This window comes from Pseudomonas sp. MWU13-2862 (genome assembly GCF_023242495.1).
GTDB lineage: Bacteria > Pseudomonadota > Gammaproteobacteria > Pseudomonadales > Pseudomonadaceae > Aquipseudomonas > Aquipseudomonas gingeri_D.
This window is the reverse complement of sequence record NZ_JALMEZ010000007.1, coordinates 279,200-297,412: the sequence shown is the minus strand read 5'-3', so window position 1 is coordinate 297,412 and position 18,213 is coordinate 279,200. Positions and strand designations below refer to the sequence as shown.

The following is an 18,213-nucleotide window of genomic DNA, read 5'->3' as shown; positions in this document are numbered from 1 at the left end:
GGAGAAACATCGGTTCATTACAAGGTCAGATTGCCCCGCTCCTCCTCGGTCAGGCGGGCCCGGGCCTGCTCGCTCAACGTCCCGGCACCCAGCACCTGCACCGGGCTGTCGGGGTTGTAGTTCGGCGTGCCACGGCTGGCACCGTCGCCCGAAGGCTCCAGGCGTTCCTGGCCGAAGCTCAGGACCTGCACGCTGAACACCGAGGGTTGGTTCTGTCGCGCACTGGCCTGCTGCTGGCGTGCAACGTTGTCGGCAGCCTGGACCGCCGAGGTGGCCGCGGCGCTGGCCGAGGTGATCGCCCCGGTATTGACCGAGGCCACCACCGGCACGCCCGAAGACTTGCCCTGCACCTGGATGTTCGCCGCGTTCACCACCTGCAAGGCGGCGATATTGACGTTGCCCGAGACGCGGATCCCCGCCTCCCCCGCATCGATTGTGCCCAGTGGCGCGATCAGGTCGATATCCCCCGGCAGCACCTCCGGAATCGGGTTCAGGGTGGCAATACCGGCCCCGGTGCTCGGCACCGCCGGCGACAGGCTCACGTTGCCCCAGGAGTCATAGACCCGCTTGGGCGGCGTATAGACCACGGTGGTCTTGGAACCGCGACCGGCGTTGATGTCGCCGGCGGCCGACCAGGCGGTGATCGAACCGCCGAAGGTGGTCATGACCCGGCTCTGACCGAGCAGGATGCTGTCCTGGGCAAACAACTGGATGTCGCCCTGGCCCTGGGTGATGATCCCCGCCGTGGACGGCGGTGCGGCGCCTTCGATACCGAACACCAGGCCGCCACCGGGGGCAAGCATCTGGATATCGCCGCCGAAGTTGGTGTGTACGCCCGATGGACCATAGAGGGTGATCGCGCCCTGGTAGAGGATCGGGTTGCCGGCGACGTCCTTCTCCGGGAACAGCGCGGCAATCGCATCTCGACCGCGCAGGTAGCTGCCCTGGCGGACACCACCGACCAGGTTGTATTCGCGGCCGGCGGCCTTGAGTTCGGCGAAGTAGACGCTGCGGGCAAAGATGTCCTGCTGCTGGGCCGGTAGCGCGGCGTAATAGGCCCGTGCTTCGTCGACGCTGCCGGTAAAGCCATAACGCTCGCTGAGCCAGGCCACCAGTTCCGTGTCGTAGGTCTTGGCCACCTTGCCCGGCTGGCTGGCCAGCGACGTTCCGGCCTGGGCCTGATTCGATGGGTCCAGGTAGGGGGCGATAAAGGCCTGGTAGTCAGGACCGTTGGGGCCGACGCCGGCCTGCATGACGATGCTGGCGCCCGGGCGGGAGTCGCCAGGTACCACGGCGCCGAGGCTGGTGATGCTGGTCTTGTCCGCCATCAGGATATTGCGCCCCGCACTGACCACCAGGGTGCCGGGACCGGCGACATTGAAGTTGCTGTAGAGGATGTCGCGACCGGCCGAGACCAGGGAGATATCGGTGGGGTTGTTTTGGACGAAGAGGTTGCCTACGGTCAGGTAGTCGCCATTGGAAGGCTGTTGTGCTTCCCCAGCAGGGGAACTGCCACTGCTGACAATATCTCGCCCAGCCTGCATCCAGACCGGCCCTCCCCCTTCATACCAAGTCTGACCGTTACGAGAGTCGAATGCATAGGTATAGGTCACGGTACGACCACTTCTTACCCCGATCAGGTCTCCGCTCAGCGCATAGAAGCGTGCAGGTTCGGCATCCGCGTTCCACTGTCCAGAAGCGCTATCGGGACCGAACGCGAACAAAGGCCCGACGCTGCCGAAGAAGAGCCGGTTGCCATCCGCCGATAGATTGCTACTGCCAGCAATTGGAAGACCGCTTGACGATTGTGCAACAAATGCAGGCCGTTCAGGCGTGGCCGTTGCGTCCGGGTTTGCGCTGGATTGGCTGATCGTCAGATTACCGCCATAGATCGAATTGGCGGCCAGAAGCTGCAACTGCCCTTTGTTCGAGGGCGCCAGGGTTAGTGCGGCGGCAACGGTAGCAGCAGAGTTGCTGTTGGCCGCATCACCGTAATAAATACTGCCGTTCGCGGCAATGGCATTCAGGATAGAAGGATAGACCACGGCATTGTCGGAGGCCGCCCCTGCGAACACTGGCGTCAGGTTGCCGCCCGCTGAGAACAGGTTGATGGCCGTGTGGTCGGTCCACAGCGAGAACCAGCTCAGGCCATTGCCATGGCTGCCATCGCTGGCCAGGTAAGGCGACGCATTCAGCGCAACGACGCGCCCTGGGTCGCTCACCGTTTGTACGACCAGATCGCCCAACGTCGACAGGTCAAAGGTTGCATCTCCCGGTACCAACGTCAGGCCCCCGCCTGCAAGGCTTCGCGTTGAAGTGAAGGCTGTGTAGCCACGGGTTTCTCCCGGCGCCTGCTGTCTGTCGTTACTGCCATACAAGAGTGTCAATGCGCCAACAGTGGTGCTGTCCAATACGACGTGACCACGCAAGTTGGTAATTACCCCGTTCTGATCGTCGGTGGCCTGATTGTTGATGGCGGCGCTCGCTGCCGGGTTCAGATCCCCACCCACCCGCAAGGTCAGGTTGCCGCCCCCGGTCACCTGCACGCTGCCGTCTGCCGCGACCCGTCCGGTGCTGCCTACAGCCAAAACCAGCCCCTGAGTACGTGGATTGACACTGCTGGCGCCGATGGCATTACCAGCCAAGCTTTCCAATACCCCCGCATTGCCGGTGACCTGCACGTTCAGGTTGCCACCGCCAAGGGTACCGAACCCGGTGAAGCCGAGCATCTGATCGGCACCGGAGGTCATCGATGCGGCATAGGTTCCGAAATTGATCCACCAGGCCGTTGGTTGCGGCGAGGTTCCCGTGTTGACCGTGCCGCTGCCCTGGCGCCAAAGCCAGTCGGCGATATTGGCCGAATCATGGTCAGTGTCGCCGTTGGGTTTATTTATCCCGCTACTAGTGGGCAAGACAATATTCCCGCTCAAATCACCGCCGACCTTGAGCGTAAGGTTGCCTCCGGCCTCGGGATACCAGGCACGATATACACTGTCGGTGCCGCCATTGACCAAGCTCTCACTGCCACCGAACAAGGCATTGAGCACGGTTGTTCCTCCTGCAACCAAGGCCCGTGGTTGATTATAAGGATCATTGGCCGAGGTCGCGGTGGAAGACGTACCGGCCGTGTAGACGCCAAACAACGAATCCATGCTCAGATTGCCGCCGGACACCAGTTCAAGATCAGCGGCCCCTGTACGGATGACACTGAAGCGCGAGCTACTGGCCTGGACGGTGTAGGCTGAGCCCGGAATTGTCGTGCAAACTCCGGCATAGTCAGTACAGAACGTTGGACCTGTGTCATTGAAATTAATGGGTTGACCAGCATGGCTGAGGTCACCCCAAAAAAGAATAGACCCGTCTGCTGTGTAGACAATTGCCCCAACGCCATACATCCCATAGTGACTGTCGGCAAGGTGTATATCGCCATGGGCAGGGCTGACCTGTACAACGCGATTGTCCGCCGCCGAGGTATCCGCGCCTGCCACCAAGCGCAATGACCATGACTGTGACCCTTCGGCGAGCATCGGAGCAACCCCCCAGAGCTCGCCTTGACGTCCACCGACTTCAGGGCGCAGTTGCACCGAACCCACGCCGCCCGGCAGCAGCACATTGGTCCCTGAAGGAATCAGTGCGCCGCGGGCCAGGGCCAGATCACCATTGAGTGTGAGCACATTGGTTGATGACTGGGAACTGCCGGCGATGCTCGGCAACGCCACGCCCTTCGGCCAACTGAATGCACGCAGGGCGGTATCGGCGCTTAGTAGCGTGCCGGCATCCAGTTGTGTGCCGGCCGGCAGGTTTTGTGCCTGGGTCAACAGCGTACCGGCGGCGAACAACAGGTTGCCGTTGCTGTCGCGTACAGCGGCAGCCAGCACGGTGCCGGCGGGCAGCGACAATGGCTGGTCCAGGGTCACGCTGACGGGCAAACGCGTGCCCGACACCAGGGTCACGGCCCTGAGCGGTACATCGTAGTTCAGCGTCGAGCCCGCCGGGAAACGGGTACCGTCGGCCAGGGTCACGCCCGCCCCGGGCACCACGATATTGCCACCCGAGAAGTCGATCCCGGACAACAGCAACCAGCCTGTGTCGTCATCGGTCTTCGGGGGCGGCGCAAAGCCGTCGGTGATACTGCCGTAGATATTAAGGTCACCGCCGGCGCGCAAGGCCAGCTTGCCCACTTCGCCAGAGCCGTACACCCCGGTTTTCTGGGTGAAAGGGTTGAGGCTGGCGTAACGATAACCCGACAGGTCGATATCACCCTGGACCACCAGGTCGCCACCCGGCGTGGCACTGACAATCTCTACTGCAGGGCGCAGGTGCAGAACATCACCATAAGTGGCGTTATACAAACCCGCTAGTTTGTTCTGCAGCAGATTGTTGTTAAGCAGCGCCGCATCGACAAACGCGCTGTTTTGCCGGTCGATGCCATCCAGGTAAGACTGGGTGATCACCTGGTAAGGTCGGCCGCTGGCCGCAGGGTCGGTTCCCAGCGGCGCATCGCTATACTGCCAGGTGCCATTGACCGCGATGGAGCGCGCCCCGCGAATCGCCAGGTTACCGCTGGCATCGATGGCGATATCGCCGGCCGAGACCCCGCCCAGGCGCGGTGCATCGAGCTCCAGGGTGCCGCGTGCCCGGCCATCGTTCTGGCCCGGCCCGCTGCCCAACGCCACGCCAGTGCCGGCCCTTAGGTCGATGGTGGCGCCACTGGCCAGAGTCAACAGTCCCTGGCCGGAATTCAGCTCGACCATGGCGCGATTCGGCGAATCGATGATCTTGCCTTGGCTGTCGACTTGCAAACCGCTGCCGTGGGCATCCAGAACTGCGTTACCGGCCAGAGTCAGACCCTGGCTGGCCGACAGGTTGATACTGCCCACCTGAACGCCACTGGCATCGACCTTGCCGTTGACCAGCAGGCTGCCGTTATCCAGCGAAATCACAATGGCATTGGCCTTGAGGTCATTGCCGATGGTCAGGTTGCCCTGCTTGATCTGGAAGGTACGGGCGCCATAGACCTGCCCGGCGTTCAGGCGTTGGTTGAGGGCGGCGAATGAAGCGTCTTCAGCGCCATTTGCCCCCAGACGCTGCGCCTGGATATTGGCAAAACCGCCCAGGTAAGGCAGATAGGTACCTCCGGCATCGTAGAAGCCGCTGCTGCTGCCAAGGATGCTGCCCTGCAGGTCGACCAGTCCTTCCGCCGGGGCCACGGCCTGTGCGGTGAATTGACCGGCACGGTTGTTGTGCGCCGACAAGTCGATACGCGAACCTGCGGCCTGGTAGATATTGCCGGTGATGCTTTTGAGGGTGACATCGCCGCCCCAGCTGTATTGGGTCACATCATTGAATTTGATCGCACGGCCGGCCATATCGATCTGCGCGCCATCACCCAGCGTCAGGTCTTGCGTAGCGGTCAGGTTCAATTGACTGCTGGACAACACCACCGCTGTGTCGAGGAGCAAGCTGTTGGCGTTCAACGAGAGTTTTGCCCCCTGGCCGCCAGTGCGGGTCTGGATGCCGGACATTGTTGTCACGTTGAGCGCGCCACCGACATTGATGGTGTTCACCGAACCGGCCTCCCCCGTCAGCAAGGGGGTGGAGATATTCAGATTGCCACCGCTGTAGGCAAAGCCCGAGCCCGCCTGATAAGCACCCTGGCCCTGGTACACCGACAGACTGCCCTTGTGGTTGGCGGTCACCTGTTGGCTGGCACTGATATCGACTTGGGAAAAGCCAAGAAGCAGCCGGTCCAGGCTGGCGACCGAATTGGGTTGTGCGTACGGACCATAGCCGAACTCCAGGGTTTCGGTCTGCAGATTCAAGTGTCCGCTGCCTGTGCCAGCACCGCCGGCGACCACATTGCCGGCCGGGTTGGCCGCACCATTCCAGATCAGATCAGCCGTGTGGATGGTCGCTACATCAGCCGTACCGCCGGCGCCATAAATGGCCGGGGTACTGAGGATCAGATTGTTGAGCAGCGATTTGCCGGTCAGCGCGTCATAAGTGTCGAGAGTTGCGCTGCCATACATATTCAAACCGTCATGAGCAGCCAGTTCAAGGGTTTCCAGGGCCGGAGCGCCGTATTGGGTATCGCCCTTGAGCAAGCGTGTCAGCACGCTCTGGTTCAAGCTCAGGCCGGCCGGCAACAGGTTGCGGCTGGCGGCATCGGCCAGGGCCTGGTCGCTGCCCAGGTTGATGGCGCTCAGGGCCAGGGTCAGATGGCGTGTGCCATAACGCACGTTATCGGCAAGCACGAAATCATTGCCCGTGCCCACGACGATAGAGCCCGAGGAATACAACTCGGCCTGGCCCGTGCAAGGTGTCGAGTTGCAGACACCGACATGGATGCCTGCGGCACCTGCCGATGAAGGTGCCAGAACCTGAAGCAAGCCATTGGAAACCCCGAGGAAGTTGTAGCGCGCGGTGCTATTCGCCGGAGTCGTCAGATCGTAGATATAACCCTGGGTGGCATCGTACGCCGTGGGGCCCATGCTGAGTGTGTTGATCGAGGCGCCCTGCTCGACCGTGATCGCACCACCGCTGGACACCAACAACACCTCTGGAGCAGCCAGTTTCACGCCGCTACGCAACACCACGCTGCTGCTGAGGTTGGAGCCCAAGCCGATATAATTTCCTCCCTGTCCATAGGCGATCGTCGGCATGCCCCCAATCATCAGGCTCGCGGCACCCAAGGCATTCAGACTACGATCATCTACCGTGACACCGACAAAGGCTGTCGGAGCAAGTGTTCCTGCTGATACCACCTCAATTGCGCCTCCCGAACTGATCACCCCGACCGTCCCGGCATGGCCGCCTTCGGCGGCACCGAAGCGCCCGATACCGTCGAACGAAAAGGCGCTGCCAGTCGCACCTTGCACCAGGTTCAGTTGCAGGCTTTTCGCATCTGCTTCGATCATCGGGCGCGGTACGCCCAATCTGGCGGCATCGGCGATAGCAAACTGGTCGTAGCTGGTTTCGTTATATTGCGAATAGGTGCGCAATACATTCGCCGATGTCAGGATGACCTGGCTGGCAACGCTGTTGCGAATGCCAGTATTGGCGATCGACAGTTGCCCGGCAGTGCTCCAGGAACCGTTGCGCATGGCCTGTGCACCAGCCCCCGTGCCAACACCCGCCAGACCGTTCAATTCAACCCTGAAAGCGCCGGGCAGCAGTGCATAGGTGGAAGGCAACAACGTATAGGTACCCGGCGCCAACCCCGGTACCCCGGCGCCAATGGTGATTTGCTGGCCGAGCACCGGATCCTGTGCGCCGGACTTGCCCGCCGACGGCGCATACACCTGCTGCACGCCAGGCACGATGGCATACACAGGGTTGGTCGCCAGGCCCGGCAAGACGAAGGTGCCGTTGGGGTTGACTTGCACCAGCGGGTTGTAGCGCGCGTCGGTGGAGCCGCCACGGCCGGAAACGAATCCGGCGCCAAGCAGGTCGCCACCACCGGAGAGGTCCAAAGTGGCACCGGCCGAAACCACGACCGATTGGCCGCCCATGACCACGCCGATCCCGCTGCCACCACTCAAGCCAGTCTGCCCATACAAGGTGACGTTCTGACCGTTGTACAGATAAGTCTGCCCGTCCGAGGTGCCGCCGTAAGGCATGATCAGGCCGTTGCCGCTGACGGAAGTGAGACTGCCGGGCAGCAACTCCACGCGTTTGGTGCTGCCATCGCCGAGTTGAATCAGCCCCAGCGGCGCGCGCACCACACCGCCTTGCTCAATATCGGGGGCAAGCAGGGTCAGGCTGCCAAACGCCGAATACGGCATTTCAGGAATAGACTGGGTGGTACGACCGATGGTCAGGAGGCGCGTCCCCAGAGTATCCCCTGCCCCTGCAATCACCCTCGCGATGCTACCCGTGCCGGGATACAACTGCGCGGCGCTCAGATGCAGATCGCCAGCCGTGATCAGTTGCGTCGATGGAGTCGCGGTACCTGTTGGTATACCCGCCAGAAAGCGCAAGTCACCCTGGCTGGTCAGGTTCACCTGATCGAAACCGCGTCGTTCAACCTGTACATCCGTGCCGATACCACTGTTAAAGGAGCCTTTGGAACCGAATAGCACATTGTTGCGCACATCGATCACATTGCCTTCTGCGGAAAAATCAGCCTGGCTCGGCAATAGCGAACTCTGGCCTGTCGTTGTGGACACGGGGGAAAGCACGATCCCACTAATATCCGGAGGCTGGACGCCGGCCAGCAGCAAGGAAGGCGCCGAAACGTTGACATGGATGGTATCCGGCGCATTTGGCGGCAAGGTAAAGGCGCCAGCATAAAGCTGCAGACTCTGACTCAGGTTGAGGTTCAGGTTGCCGTTGAAAGATAGAAAGCCGTTACTGTAAACCGCCAGATTGCCAAATCCACCCGACTGGACCTGATCGGCGGCCAGTTGCCCATGGCCGTAGATCAGGGCATTGAGGTCCGGGGTCGGGCCGGAGTCAGTTATTTGCCCCAGCACCATCTCCCGAACCTGCATCACGCGGTCAGTCGCTGCCCCGGCTCCGCCGAGCGCGTAAAGTGGTGTCTGCAGTACCACCGACAGACTACCGCCTGCCGCACCCTGGCCGCCGGCATGGGCGGCGAAGCTGCCCAGCAGATAAAGGCCATTGTTGGACCCCAGGGAAATGCCGCCGCCGTTGCTGGCCACCAGCGTGCGGCCCTGACCGGCGATATCCAGGCTGGCTTGGGTACCCGAGGCATCCAGGCGCGCACCTTTGCTCACCACGATAAAAAGATCGGCGGCCGTGGCCGTGCCGGCCGCCGCGTCGATTGCACCACCGCCAATGACAATGGAGCCGCCGCCAACCACCTGGCCGTAGATCTGACCGCGCATGTCAACTGCCGTCACCGCCCTTGCAGCGACGTCGATCACCGCCTCATCGCCCAGCAAGATAGAGCGGCTGTTACCCGTGCCGTTAACCGGCAACGTGGGATCAACAGCGCCGATATTGTTGAGGCTGACTGTCCCGCCCCAGGCATTCAGCGTGCCGTTCACGGTCAACTGGCCAATACTGCCCAGGCTGATGGCCTGACCCGGATCGACACTGATCACCGCGCCACTGCCCACGGTCAGTACAGTGGTTGCCCGCTGTGCATCCGTGGGGTTGAGCGTACCGGCCTTCAGGCTCAAGCCGGCGCCGCGCCGTTGAGTCAGCACGCCCTTGAGCGGATCCTGTTGATAGAGATCAGGTGTCCAGACTTGCAGCGCCTGCGCCGGGTCGCTGCCGGAAGCGACAGTGGTGGCATTGTCGCCCAGACGATAGACCGGTTGGCTCACGTCCACCTGGGTACCGTCGGCGACGGTCAGCCCCTCGTTACCCGTGATGTCGTAGGCCGAGAAACCTTGCTTGAAGAAGTCACCGTCCAGTTCGACCGCACCGCTTACCGGTGTTGTCGGCGTACCGATCACCACCTGGCTGCTTTGCAGGGTCAAGGTGCCGCCGCCGTTGACGCCCACGGCACGAATATCACCGCCCAGGCTCAGCACACCGCCCACGCCGAGGCCCCCGGCATTGGCCGCCAGGATCAGGCTGCCCCCCTTTCCGCCGAGGAGCTTGCCATTGGCCTGCAACGCCGCGCCAGACGACACATCGATCAGGCTTCCAGCCTGCAGGCTCAGATTGCCGCTGCTGCGCAGGGAAACCAGGCCGCCGTTGACATAGGGCAGGCCCTGGTTGTCGGTCGAGTCCAGCAACTGGTTGGTCCACAGGCCCGCGGTGTTGAGCGTTACACCCGCGGCCACGGTGGTACTGGCCACTGAACTGCCGGGAGCTGCGATCAGCGTGTCTTGCAGCTTGAACGACTGATTAGGGTCGATCTGATTCAATACGTTGCCCAATTGCAGCGTACCGCCACGGGCCGTCAGGTCGGCATTCACCGTGACTTGCGGGCCATACAGGGTGATGGTGCCGCCATTGGTGACACTCAGGTTGTTATCGACCTCGATCTGTTGTTTGGCGGCGACCTTGATTGCGCCCAGCTGGAAACCGTTGAGCTGGTTGGTGTCCAGCACCAGCGTGCCTTGCCGGCTAACCGGGACCACTGAACCGAGGTCCACGCCCGCAGCGATGGCAGTCGGGTTGGCCGCGAAGCTGACCTGATTCAGGCTGGCGCCGAGGTTGTAATTGACCACCCCCGCGATCGGGTCGTAGATCGGTGTGTAGGTGCCGGCGATCAATTGCGCGCGGCGAGACACCGCCGTCTGCGATTGCTGATAACCATCGAGGGTCGGATTGGCGGCCTGATTCTGCTGAGGCCCCTGATACACATCACCGATCACCTGACCTTCAAGTACCGCGCTGCTGGTCGAGACCACCAGGTTGCCGGCGTCGCGACCCACGGTGTAGCCCAGTTCGTAACGCTGGCGCGGAGCGATCAACGGATTGTAGTAATAATCCGTCTGCCCCCAACGCACGCTCGTATCGGCGAACCCCTTGTAGACCCCGGTGTAGAGCAGGTCGCCCGGGGCGCTGGACAACTCATACAGACGCCCGTCGGAGCCCGTCAGCCAGGTCTGTTTGATATAGCCGCTTTGCACATCCAGGGTACCGCCGGATAGATTGATCTGGGCGCCCTTCTGGGTGACCACATCCTTGCCGGTAAACGTCAGGGTACCGCCCTGGGCCATCCACTCACCGACGCCATGCCCTTGCGTGCCCAGGTAACCGCTGACTTCCAACAAGCCGCCGGCGGTGTACCAACGCGCCGTGGGGTAACCGTCGGTGCCGGCCGGTACATAGACCAGGTCACGCACATCGACCCAGACATCGCTGCTGCTCAGCTTGCCTGCATCACGGTTGCCAGAAGCGTCACGCAGCTCGTTGCCCTGCACATTGACCTTGATCGAGTTGGCCTCCATGGCCACCTTGACTCCGACCGCACCGGATACATCGATGATCGAGCCGTCGCGCACCAGGCTGCGCTGCCCTGCGTTGACCGCAACCTGGCCGCCGGTGGCGAGGGTCAGCGAACCGTTCTGGAAATCCACGGTACCGCCGCTGACGATCTCCACCCGAGACTGCTCGATGCGGTCGACCACGCTGCTCAGGTTATCGAACTTGCCGGTGATCAGGTTGCTCGGGCTGCCGTTGAGTGCGGCCAGTGCGGCGGCACGCTGGCTGTCCAGGCCGGTCGTGCTGGCATCGAGCAGGATAGCGGTGGTGCTGCCCGTGCCCAGGGTGATGCTGCCGGTGCTGTCACCCGCCGAGTTGAGCAAGTGCACCGTGCCACGGGTATTGGTCGAGGTGCTGCTGGCGATCACGCCGTTTTGCAGCACCTGGTGGCCAGTCAAGGTGATATCGCCGGTGGACGCGGTGATCAAGCCGCTGTTGATCACCGTCCCTGAACGGCTGCCGCTGTTCAGGGTGCTGACCACCTCGTTGCCCCGGGTGGTCGAACGCGGGTTGCCGGCAGTGGATAGCCCTTGGCGAATATAGAAGTTGTCGCCCGCCGCCAGGGTGACCTGGCCGTTCGGGGTAACCAGGCTGCCGTCGTTGAGCACCTCGCTGCCCAGCAGCAAGGCATAACCGCCCGAGTCGGTGGATGTCGCGGGATTCAAGGTCTGGACCTGCGCCCCGCGCTCTACCTGGATCTGCCCCACGGCATCGGTAAAGGTCGGTTGTGTGCCGGTGCTGTCGACATACAACCCCTTGCTGAACTGGGAGTCGCTGATGTTTGCGGCGGCGGCCACCAGGTTACGCACGTTGACCTGGCTGGTACCGCTGAAGATTACCCCGTTGCGGTTGACCAGCATGACCGTGCCATTGCCCTGGATCTGGCCCTGGATCTGGCTCGGTCGGGCCTGGGGGTCATTGATCCGGTTGAGCACGGCCCAGTTCGACTGCTGGGAGAAATCGACGGTGGTATTGCGCCCGACGTTGAAGGTTTCCCAGTTGAGAATGGCCTTGTCGGCAGTCTGGGTGATGGTCACGGTGGTCTTGCCATCGGCCTGGGTCTGCACCGGCGCCTTGGCATTGAGCCAGCCCTGGGTCAGTCCGGTATCGACCTTCAGGCCGCCCTCCCCCAGGCCGTCCGGCACCGTTGGCAGCCGAGCCAAGGCAGCTTGGCGCCCGGCCGCCTGCGCGGCCTGTTGTGCGGCAATCGCCGCAACGCTGTTATTGAAGTTGGCCAGCGATTGTTGCAACTGCTGATTGGCCTGCTGCTGTTGCGCCAGCGGCGGCGGCATGCCCGGCAACTGCACACCCGGCTGGCCAGCGTTTGCCGCCTGGGCGGCGCCCTTGTCGGCAAACCAACTGGCACTGAATGCAGTCTGCGCCTGGGCACTGCCGGCCACCAGCAACAGGGCAATCGCCTGGGCCACGGGCTTGAGCGCCAATATCGACGGTTCGCCATGGCGCGCTTGAGCATTAAGTCTTGCCGGAGGTTTGCAGCGGAGCATCACTACCCTTCCTTAGTCTGTTGCACAGTGGGCTGCCACACCAGCCTGTCGCAGGCCGGTGTCGCTTATATGACTAAGGCGGATACCGGGGATCAGGACCGAACCTTTGTCATGGAATATTCATCTGGGCGATATCGAGTTGTAGGCATATGCAAAAAATCAGCAACGGCTTGCACCGTTGCTGACCGGGTATTGCGCTACGTTGACGCGAGGGTTACAGCGGACGGCCGATAGCGTTGCAGACGCTGGTGTTACCTACGTACTGAGGGCTGGTGGAGGTCAGGAAACTGCCACGCAAGGCCAGCTTGAAACCCGACGACAGCGGAACGAAACGGTTGGCCGTTACAGCTGCATCGTTGGCACTGGTACCAGCGCCATATTGCTGAGTCAGGAACGAACGCACCAGACCAGTCTGGGTTGGATCGGCATAGCACTGGCTGAAGATCATGTTGGTGAAGCCGATGATCGGGTAGCCGGTCGTTGGGAAAGCAAAAACGCTTGGATCGCTAGGGTTGGTCGTTGCAGCGAAAATCGGTGCCCAAGCGTTAGGATCGGCACGGTTGGCCGCTGGAGGTGGAGTGACACCGGAGACGGCGGTACCGACGTTGGCGAGGTTGGGGGCAACGCTGTTGATGGTGGCGATTTTGGTCGCATCGTCCAGACCGGCCGTGGTGGTCACTGCAACGTCTGGGCTCATGTAAGTAATGGCGCCATCGGTGCTGTTTACCAGGGACATGACAGCCGGGCTGCCCTTGGCGGTGATGACGGTTGGAGGGTTGACGCCTTTGGCGGCGGTGTGGCTGCCAGCAAAGGTCGTGGTGATTGCGAAAGAACCATCAAGCGGATTGGTGCACTTGGCGTTCAGGTAACGGGTGAACAGTTCAGTGGTACCACTGCTGTCACTGCGATAGGCCACGGTGATGGTGCCGGTACGACCAGAACCTGTAACGTTGCTCCAGTCCGCCAGACGACCAGAGAAAATACCGCACAGTTGGTCAGTGGTCAGGTTCAGGTTGCCACCGGCCTTGTTGAACGGAATCGTCACCGCAGTCGCCATTGCAGGCACCTGAATCAGTGGGCCCCAGGCCGCGCCGTGGTTGGTGTTGTAAGTGGAGATATCGGTAGTCGCGAGTTTCGAGTCGCTACCAGCCCAGTGCACGTTGGTGGTGGCGGGCAGGCCGAACTGGGTTGCATCGTTGTTCAGAAACGCGAGTTTACCCGCGCCGCTACCAACACCGATGTAAGCGGCAAAACCGGAAGGCAGAACACCGGAAGTGTTGTAGAACGGAGCCGCGAGGGTACCGCCACCGCCGTTGACAGCGGCCATGGCTGCCTGGGCGGAGCACAGGGCAGCGAGGGTCAGGGATACCGCGAGAACATTGCGCTTAAACATGAAGAATCTCCTTTCGTCGTGTTCGTACGTTGAGTGACTTGCTCGTTCTTGACGCCATGGCGCTCGAGGCGTCGCCTTAGTTCCAGACGACTTGAGGGGTGAGGCCATGAATGAGAACTTCTCAAGTTCCGGTGACAGATAAAGGAAAAAACCTCGGGTGAATCTTATTGATTTTTAAATAAATTCTCGGGTGTTCGCGACGCTTTCGCCACGTAATACCGGCACTTTTACGGGAGTGGCAAAGAGCCTTGCGCTGGAGGCGGCGAGACACGGGGCCGGGTCGCCGGGATATGACAGAACGAGGAACCCGAGTTCTTCGAACTCACTGCACGGGGGCGCGGCGATTCTGTATGACGAGGTCCATGTTAAGGTGCGCGAATACTTGAAAACAGAGCGCACCAATGCCCCATCTCGCCCGAACCCATCCACGCTTGACCCTCTCCGCCCTCCTCGGCCTGGCCGTCGGTGCACTGGCTCCGGTCAGTCCGGTACTGACCAAGATCCTGATCGGCTGGAATGCCGGCGTCTGGGCCTATCTGGCCATGATGCTGTGGCTGACCGTGCGCTCCCGACCCGAAGATGTGCAACGCTTCGTCGAACGCGAAGACGAAAATGCCGGGACAGTCTTGCTGATGGTGTCGATTGCCGCGATTGCCAGCCTGGCGGCGATCACCGTCGAACTGGCGGGCAGCAAGGACCTGGAGATGCACACGCGCCTGCTGCATTACGGCTTTACCGGGCTGACGGTGATGGGCTCGTGGCTGCTGATCGGGGTGATCTTCAGCGTGCACTACGCGCGGCAGTTTTATCTGGGCGAGCCTGAAGAGTCTCCCCTGCGCTTTGCCGATGGCGAGAAACATCCGGACTATTGGGACTTCCTGTACTTCTCTTTCACCATCAGCGTGGCGGTACAGACTTCGGACGTGGGCGTAGCCACCAAGGCATTGCGCAAGGTGGTGCTGGCGCAATCGTTGATCGGCTTTCTGTTCAATACGGCAATTCTGGGGTTTTCGATCAATATTGCGGCGGGGTTGTTTGGCTGAGCCAGAGCACACCGTCCTGTAGGAGCTGGGCTTGCCCGCGAAGCTTTTAGCGTCCTTGAGAACGCCTTCGCGGGCAAGCCCTGCTCCTACAGGGGTTGCGTATGCCTTTAGAAAACGGGGCGTTACTCGGTCGCGAGTACACCACGGCGAACCTGGTCTCGCTCGATCGACTCGAACAGCGCCTTGAAGTTGCCCTCGCCGAAACCATCGTCGCCTTTACGCTGGATGAATTCGAAGAACACCGGCCCCATCAGGGTTTCCGAGAAGATCTGCAGCAGCAGGCGCTTGTCGCCGTCCTGCGAGGAGCCGTCCAGCAGGATCCCGCGCGACTTCAGTTCGTCGACCGGTTCGCCATGGTTCGGCAGACGACCTTCGAGCATCTCGTAGTAAGTCTCCGGCGGCGCGGTCATGAAGCGCATGCCGATCTTCTTCAACTGATCCCAGGTCTTGACCAGGTCGTCGGTGAGGAAGGCCACGTGCTGGATGCCCTCGCCGTTGAACTGCATCAGGAACTCTTCGATCTGGCCCGCGCCCTTGGACGATTCTTCGTTCAACGGGATGCGGATCATGCCGTCCGGCGCGGTCATGGCCTTGGAGGTCAGGCCGGTGTATTCGCCCTTGATATCGAAGTAACGGATCTCGCGGAAGCTGAACAGCTTCTCGTAGAAGTTCGCCCAGTAGGCCATGCGCCCGCGATAGACGTTGTGGGTCAGGTGGTCGATGATCTTCAGGCCCGCGCCTGGAGGATTGCGGTCGACGCCATCAAGGTAGACGAAGTCGATGTCATAGATCGAGCTGCCTTCGCCGTAACGGTCGATCAGGTACAGCGGCGCGCCGCCGATGCCCTTGATCGCCGGCAGGTTCAGCTCCATCGGGCCGGTGGCGATATGGATCGGCTGGGCACCCAGCTCCAGGGCACGGGCATAGGCTTGCTGGGCGTTTTTCACGCGGAAGGCCATGCCACACACCGAAGGACCGTGCTCGGCGGCAAAGTACGACGCCACGCTGTGGGGTTCGTTGTTGAGGATCAGGTTGATCGCGCCCTGGCGATACAGGTGCACGTTCTTGGAGCGGTGGGTCGCGACCTTGCTGAAGCCCATGATCTCGAAGATCGGCTCCAGGGTGTTCGGGGTCGGCGATGCGAATTCAATGAACTCGAAGCCCATCAGGCCCATCGGGTTTTCGAAGATATCGGTCATGGTGACGCCTCATCATTTTTATCAAGTAACGGTCAGTTAGTTGCTATCAATGCGGACGTTGGCGGGTGGCGCACAGGAGATGCCCCGCACACTGCGGGCCAGGAAATCGCCGTAGATCAGTTGGAACCCAAATATCTTCATGTCGACCCAGTCTCTCAGGGCGAGGCTTCTGCTGCCAGAAGACGTTATTCTTATATGCGTAACCAGATTCTACATCGCGTAACCCAGTTTGTCCGTATCCCTTTTTCATTTCGCTCCGGGCAGCCGCAAAGCCGGCCGGTTGCACAGGTAGATCCCCGCCAGGATCAGCCCGCCGCCCAGGCACATGATCAGCGTCAACTGCTCGCCCAGCAATAGCGCGCCGCAGATCACCGCGGTCAGCGGATTGAGGCCGATAAACACGCCAGCACGCGTTGCACCGATATGCTGGATGCCGTCGTAATACCAGATATAGGCCAGCGCCGAACCCAGCCCGCCGAGGTAGACCAAGCTCATCAGCTGTTGCGGACTCAAGGTTTCGATGACCGCAAGACTCGCCTCCCCGCGCAGCCAGGTCGCCAGCCAGAGCATGGCCGTACCGAGCCAGATCGAATAGGTCACGGTGGTCAGCGGGCCCAGCACCCGGGTCAGGTTACGCGAGAACAGCGAGTAGACCGCCCAGGACAGCACGCAGCCGAAGATCAGCAGGTCACCGATCCAGGTCTGGGCCGCGCCATCGAACAGGCTGCGGTTGCCGCTGATAATCACCAGCCCCGCACCACCCATGCAGACCAGGATGCCGAGCACCTTCGCTACGTTCAGCCGCTCCTTGAAGAACAGCCATGAAGCCAGCCCGAATACCGCCGGATTCAGCACGACGATCAATGACGCCCGCGAAGCATTGATGTAGTGCAGGCCATAAAAGAAGCAGAGGTTGTAGAGAAAAATGCCGAAAAATCCCAGCAGCGCCAATTGAGCCAATTGTTTCCTGTCCGGCAGCACCAGCGTAATACGCGTCGCCACGATAAACACCAGCAGGATCACACTGGCCAGGAGAAAGCGCAGGCTGGCCAGCAACAACGGCGCGATATCGCTGGACAGGAAGCGCCCGGCGACAAAGGTCCCGCCCCAGATCATCGAGACTCCGGCAAGCTTGAAGTAGACCCGCAGGTCGCTGCCTGCGGCGAAGGTGGACACCTGTGTGTGCATGGTTTCTCCTGCTGATCGATTACGAGGGTTGTCAAACTGGCTGCATTATTTTATTTATGTCGACTCATCGTAAAATGAGTAAAAGCTCATGACCCTGACCCAGCTGGAAGTGTTTTCCCAGGTCGCCGAACTGCGCGGCTTTACCAGTGCGGCCCTGCGCCTGGGGATCAGCCAGTCGGCGGTTTCCCATGCCCTCAAGGGGCTTGAGCAGGAGTTGGGTGTCGAGTTGCTGCGTCGGCACCAGGGCCAGGTGGAACTGACGGATATCGGCGCACAGTTGCTGCAACGGGCCCGGGCCATGCTGGGCCTGGCGGACACCTTGCGCCAGGAGGCCGCCGATGCCCGAGGCATGAAACGCGGGACCCTGCGTATCGGCTCGTTCGGGCCCACTTCCTCGACCAAGCTGCTGCCGACGCTGCTGGCCCGCTACCGGCAGGCACATCCGGGTATCCAGGTGCAGGTCGACGAAGGTCCTGATCGACAGGTACTGCAATGGCTGGAAGAGCGGCGGATCGACGTGGGTTTCGTGGTGCTGCCGCAGGAGCGCTTCGACACCTTTGCCCTGGTGGAAGACCAGATGGTCGCCCTGCTCCCTGTCGGCCACCCGTTGTGCGAGCAGCCGGCCATTGAACTCAAGGCGCTGTGCCAGGATCCGTTCATTCTCACCGGGGCCGGTTCCGGGGAGTTGGTGTCCCAGCTGTTCGCGGCCCAGCGACTGGTTCCGGACATTCGCTACCGTACCGCGCAACTGCTCAGCACCCTGGCGACCGTTGCCCGTGGTGAAGGCGTGACCGTGGTGGCCGAACAATCCCTGCCGGAACACCCGGCCCCCGGTTACGTCAGCCGGCCGTTGTCGCCACGGGTGATACGTCAGATTGGTATCGCCGTGCTCGACCGACGCCAGGTCTCACCGGCAACCCAGGCTTTTATCGACCTGGCCAGTCGATTCGAATATAGATAGCCTGTGGGAGCGGTGC

General features: G+C 61.6%; 6 protein-coding genes. 2 read left to right on the top strand and 4 right to left on the bottom strand.

What is annotated here, in order from left to right:
• Nucleotides 1–17: 17 nt before the first annotated feature.
• Entirely contained in the window at nt 18–12,413 is a 12,396-nt protein-coding gene (locus M5C56_RS15115) for a filamentous haemagglutinin family protein (protein ID WP_103495633.1), read from the bottom strand.
• 214 nt (nt 12,414–12,627) lie between these two features.
• Nucleotides 12,628–13,806 (bottom strand): substrate-binding domain-containing protein, encoded by a 1,179-nt coding sequence (locus M5C56_RS15110; protein ID WP_103495634.1) that lies wholly within the window; start codon nt 13,804–13,806, stop codon nt 12,628–12,630.
• A gap of 401 nt (nt 13,807–14,207) precedes the next feature.
• Here M5C56_RS15110 and M5C56_RS15105 point away from each other — a divergent pair, with 401 nt between their 5' ends.
• A complete protein-coding gene (locus M5C56_RS15105) occupies nt 14,208–14,849 on the top strand; it encodes a DUF1345 domain-containing protein (protein WP_103495635.1) in 642 nt (213 codons plus the stop codon).
• Nucleotides 14,850–14,971: 122 nt separating this feature from the next.
• Here the strand turns inward: M5C56_RS15105 and hppD are convergent, their stop codons facing one another.
• Nucleotides 14,972–16,048: a 4-hydroxyphenylpyruvate dioxygenase gene (gene hppD, locus M5C56_RS15100; RefSeq protein ID WP_103495636.1), complete on the bottom strand. Its 1,077-nt coding sequence runs from the start codon at nt 16,046–16,048 to the stop codon at nt 14,972–14,974.
• A 246-nt stretch (nt 16,049–16,294) separates the two neighbouring features.
• On the bottom strand, nt 16,295–17,236 hold the full coding sequence (locus tag M5C56_RS15095; protein ID WP_103495637.1) for an EamA family transporter: 942 nt from the start codon (nt 17,234–17,236) through the stop codon (nt 16,295–16,297).
• An 88-nt stretch (nt 17,237–17,324) separates the two neighbouring features.
• Here M5C56_RS15095 and M5C56_RS15090 point away from each other — a divergent pair, with 88 nt between their 5' ends.
• Nucleotides 17,325–18,197, top strand: coding sequence for a LysR family transcriptional regulator (locus tag M5C56_RS15090; protein ID WP_103495638.1), 873 nt, complete (start codon nt 17,325–17,327; stop codon nt 18,195–18,197).
• Nucleotides 18,198–18,213 lie beyond the last annotated feature (16 nt).

Excerpts from the sequence above, each read along its gene's own strand:
- M5C56_RS15115 (WP_103495633.1), bottom strand. The coding sequence starts at position 12,413 with ATGCTCCGCTGCAAACCTCCGGCAAGACTTAATGCTCAAGCGCGCCAT.
- M5C56_RS15105 (WP_103495635.1), top strand. The coding sequence starts at position 14,208 with ATGCCCCATCTCGCCCGAACCCATCCACGCTTGACCCTCTCCGCCCTC.
- M5C56_RS15110 (WP_103495634.1), bottom strand. The coding sequence starts at position 13,806 with ATGTTTAAGCGCAATGTTCTCGCGGTATCCCTGACCCTCGCTGCCCTG.
- M5C56_RS15095 (WP_103495637.1), bottom strand. The coding sequence starts at position 17,236 with ATGCACACACAGGTGTCCACCTTCGCCGCAGGCAGCGACCTGCGGGTC.
- M5C56_RS15090 (WP_103495638.1), top strand. The coding sequence starts at position 17,325 with ATGACCCTGACCCAGCTGGAAGTGTTTTCCCAGGTCGCCGAACTGCGC.
- hppD (WP_103495636.1), bottom strand. The coding sequence starts at position 16,048 with ATGACCGATATCTTCGAAAACCCGATGGGCCTGATGGGCTTCGAGTTC.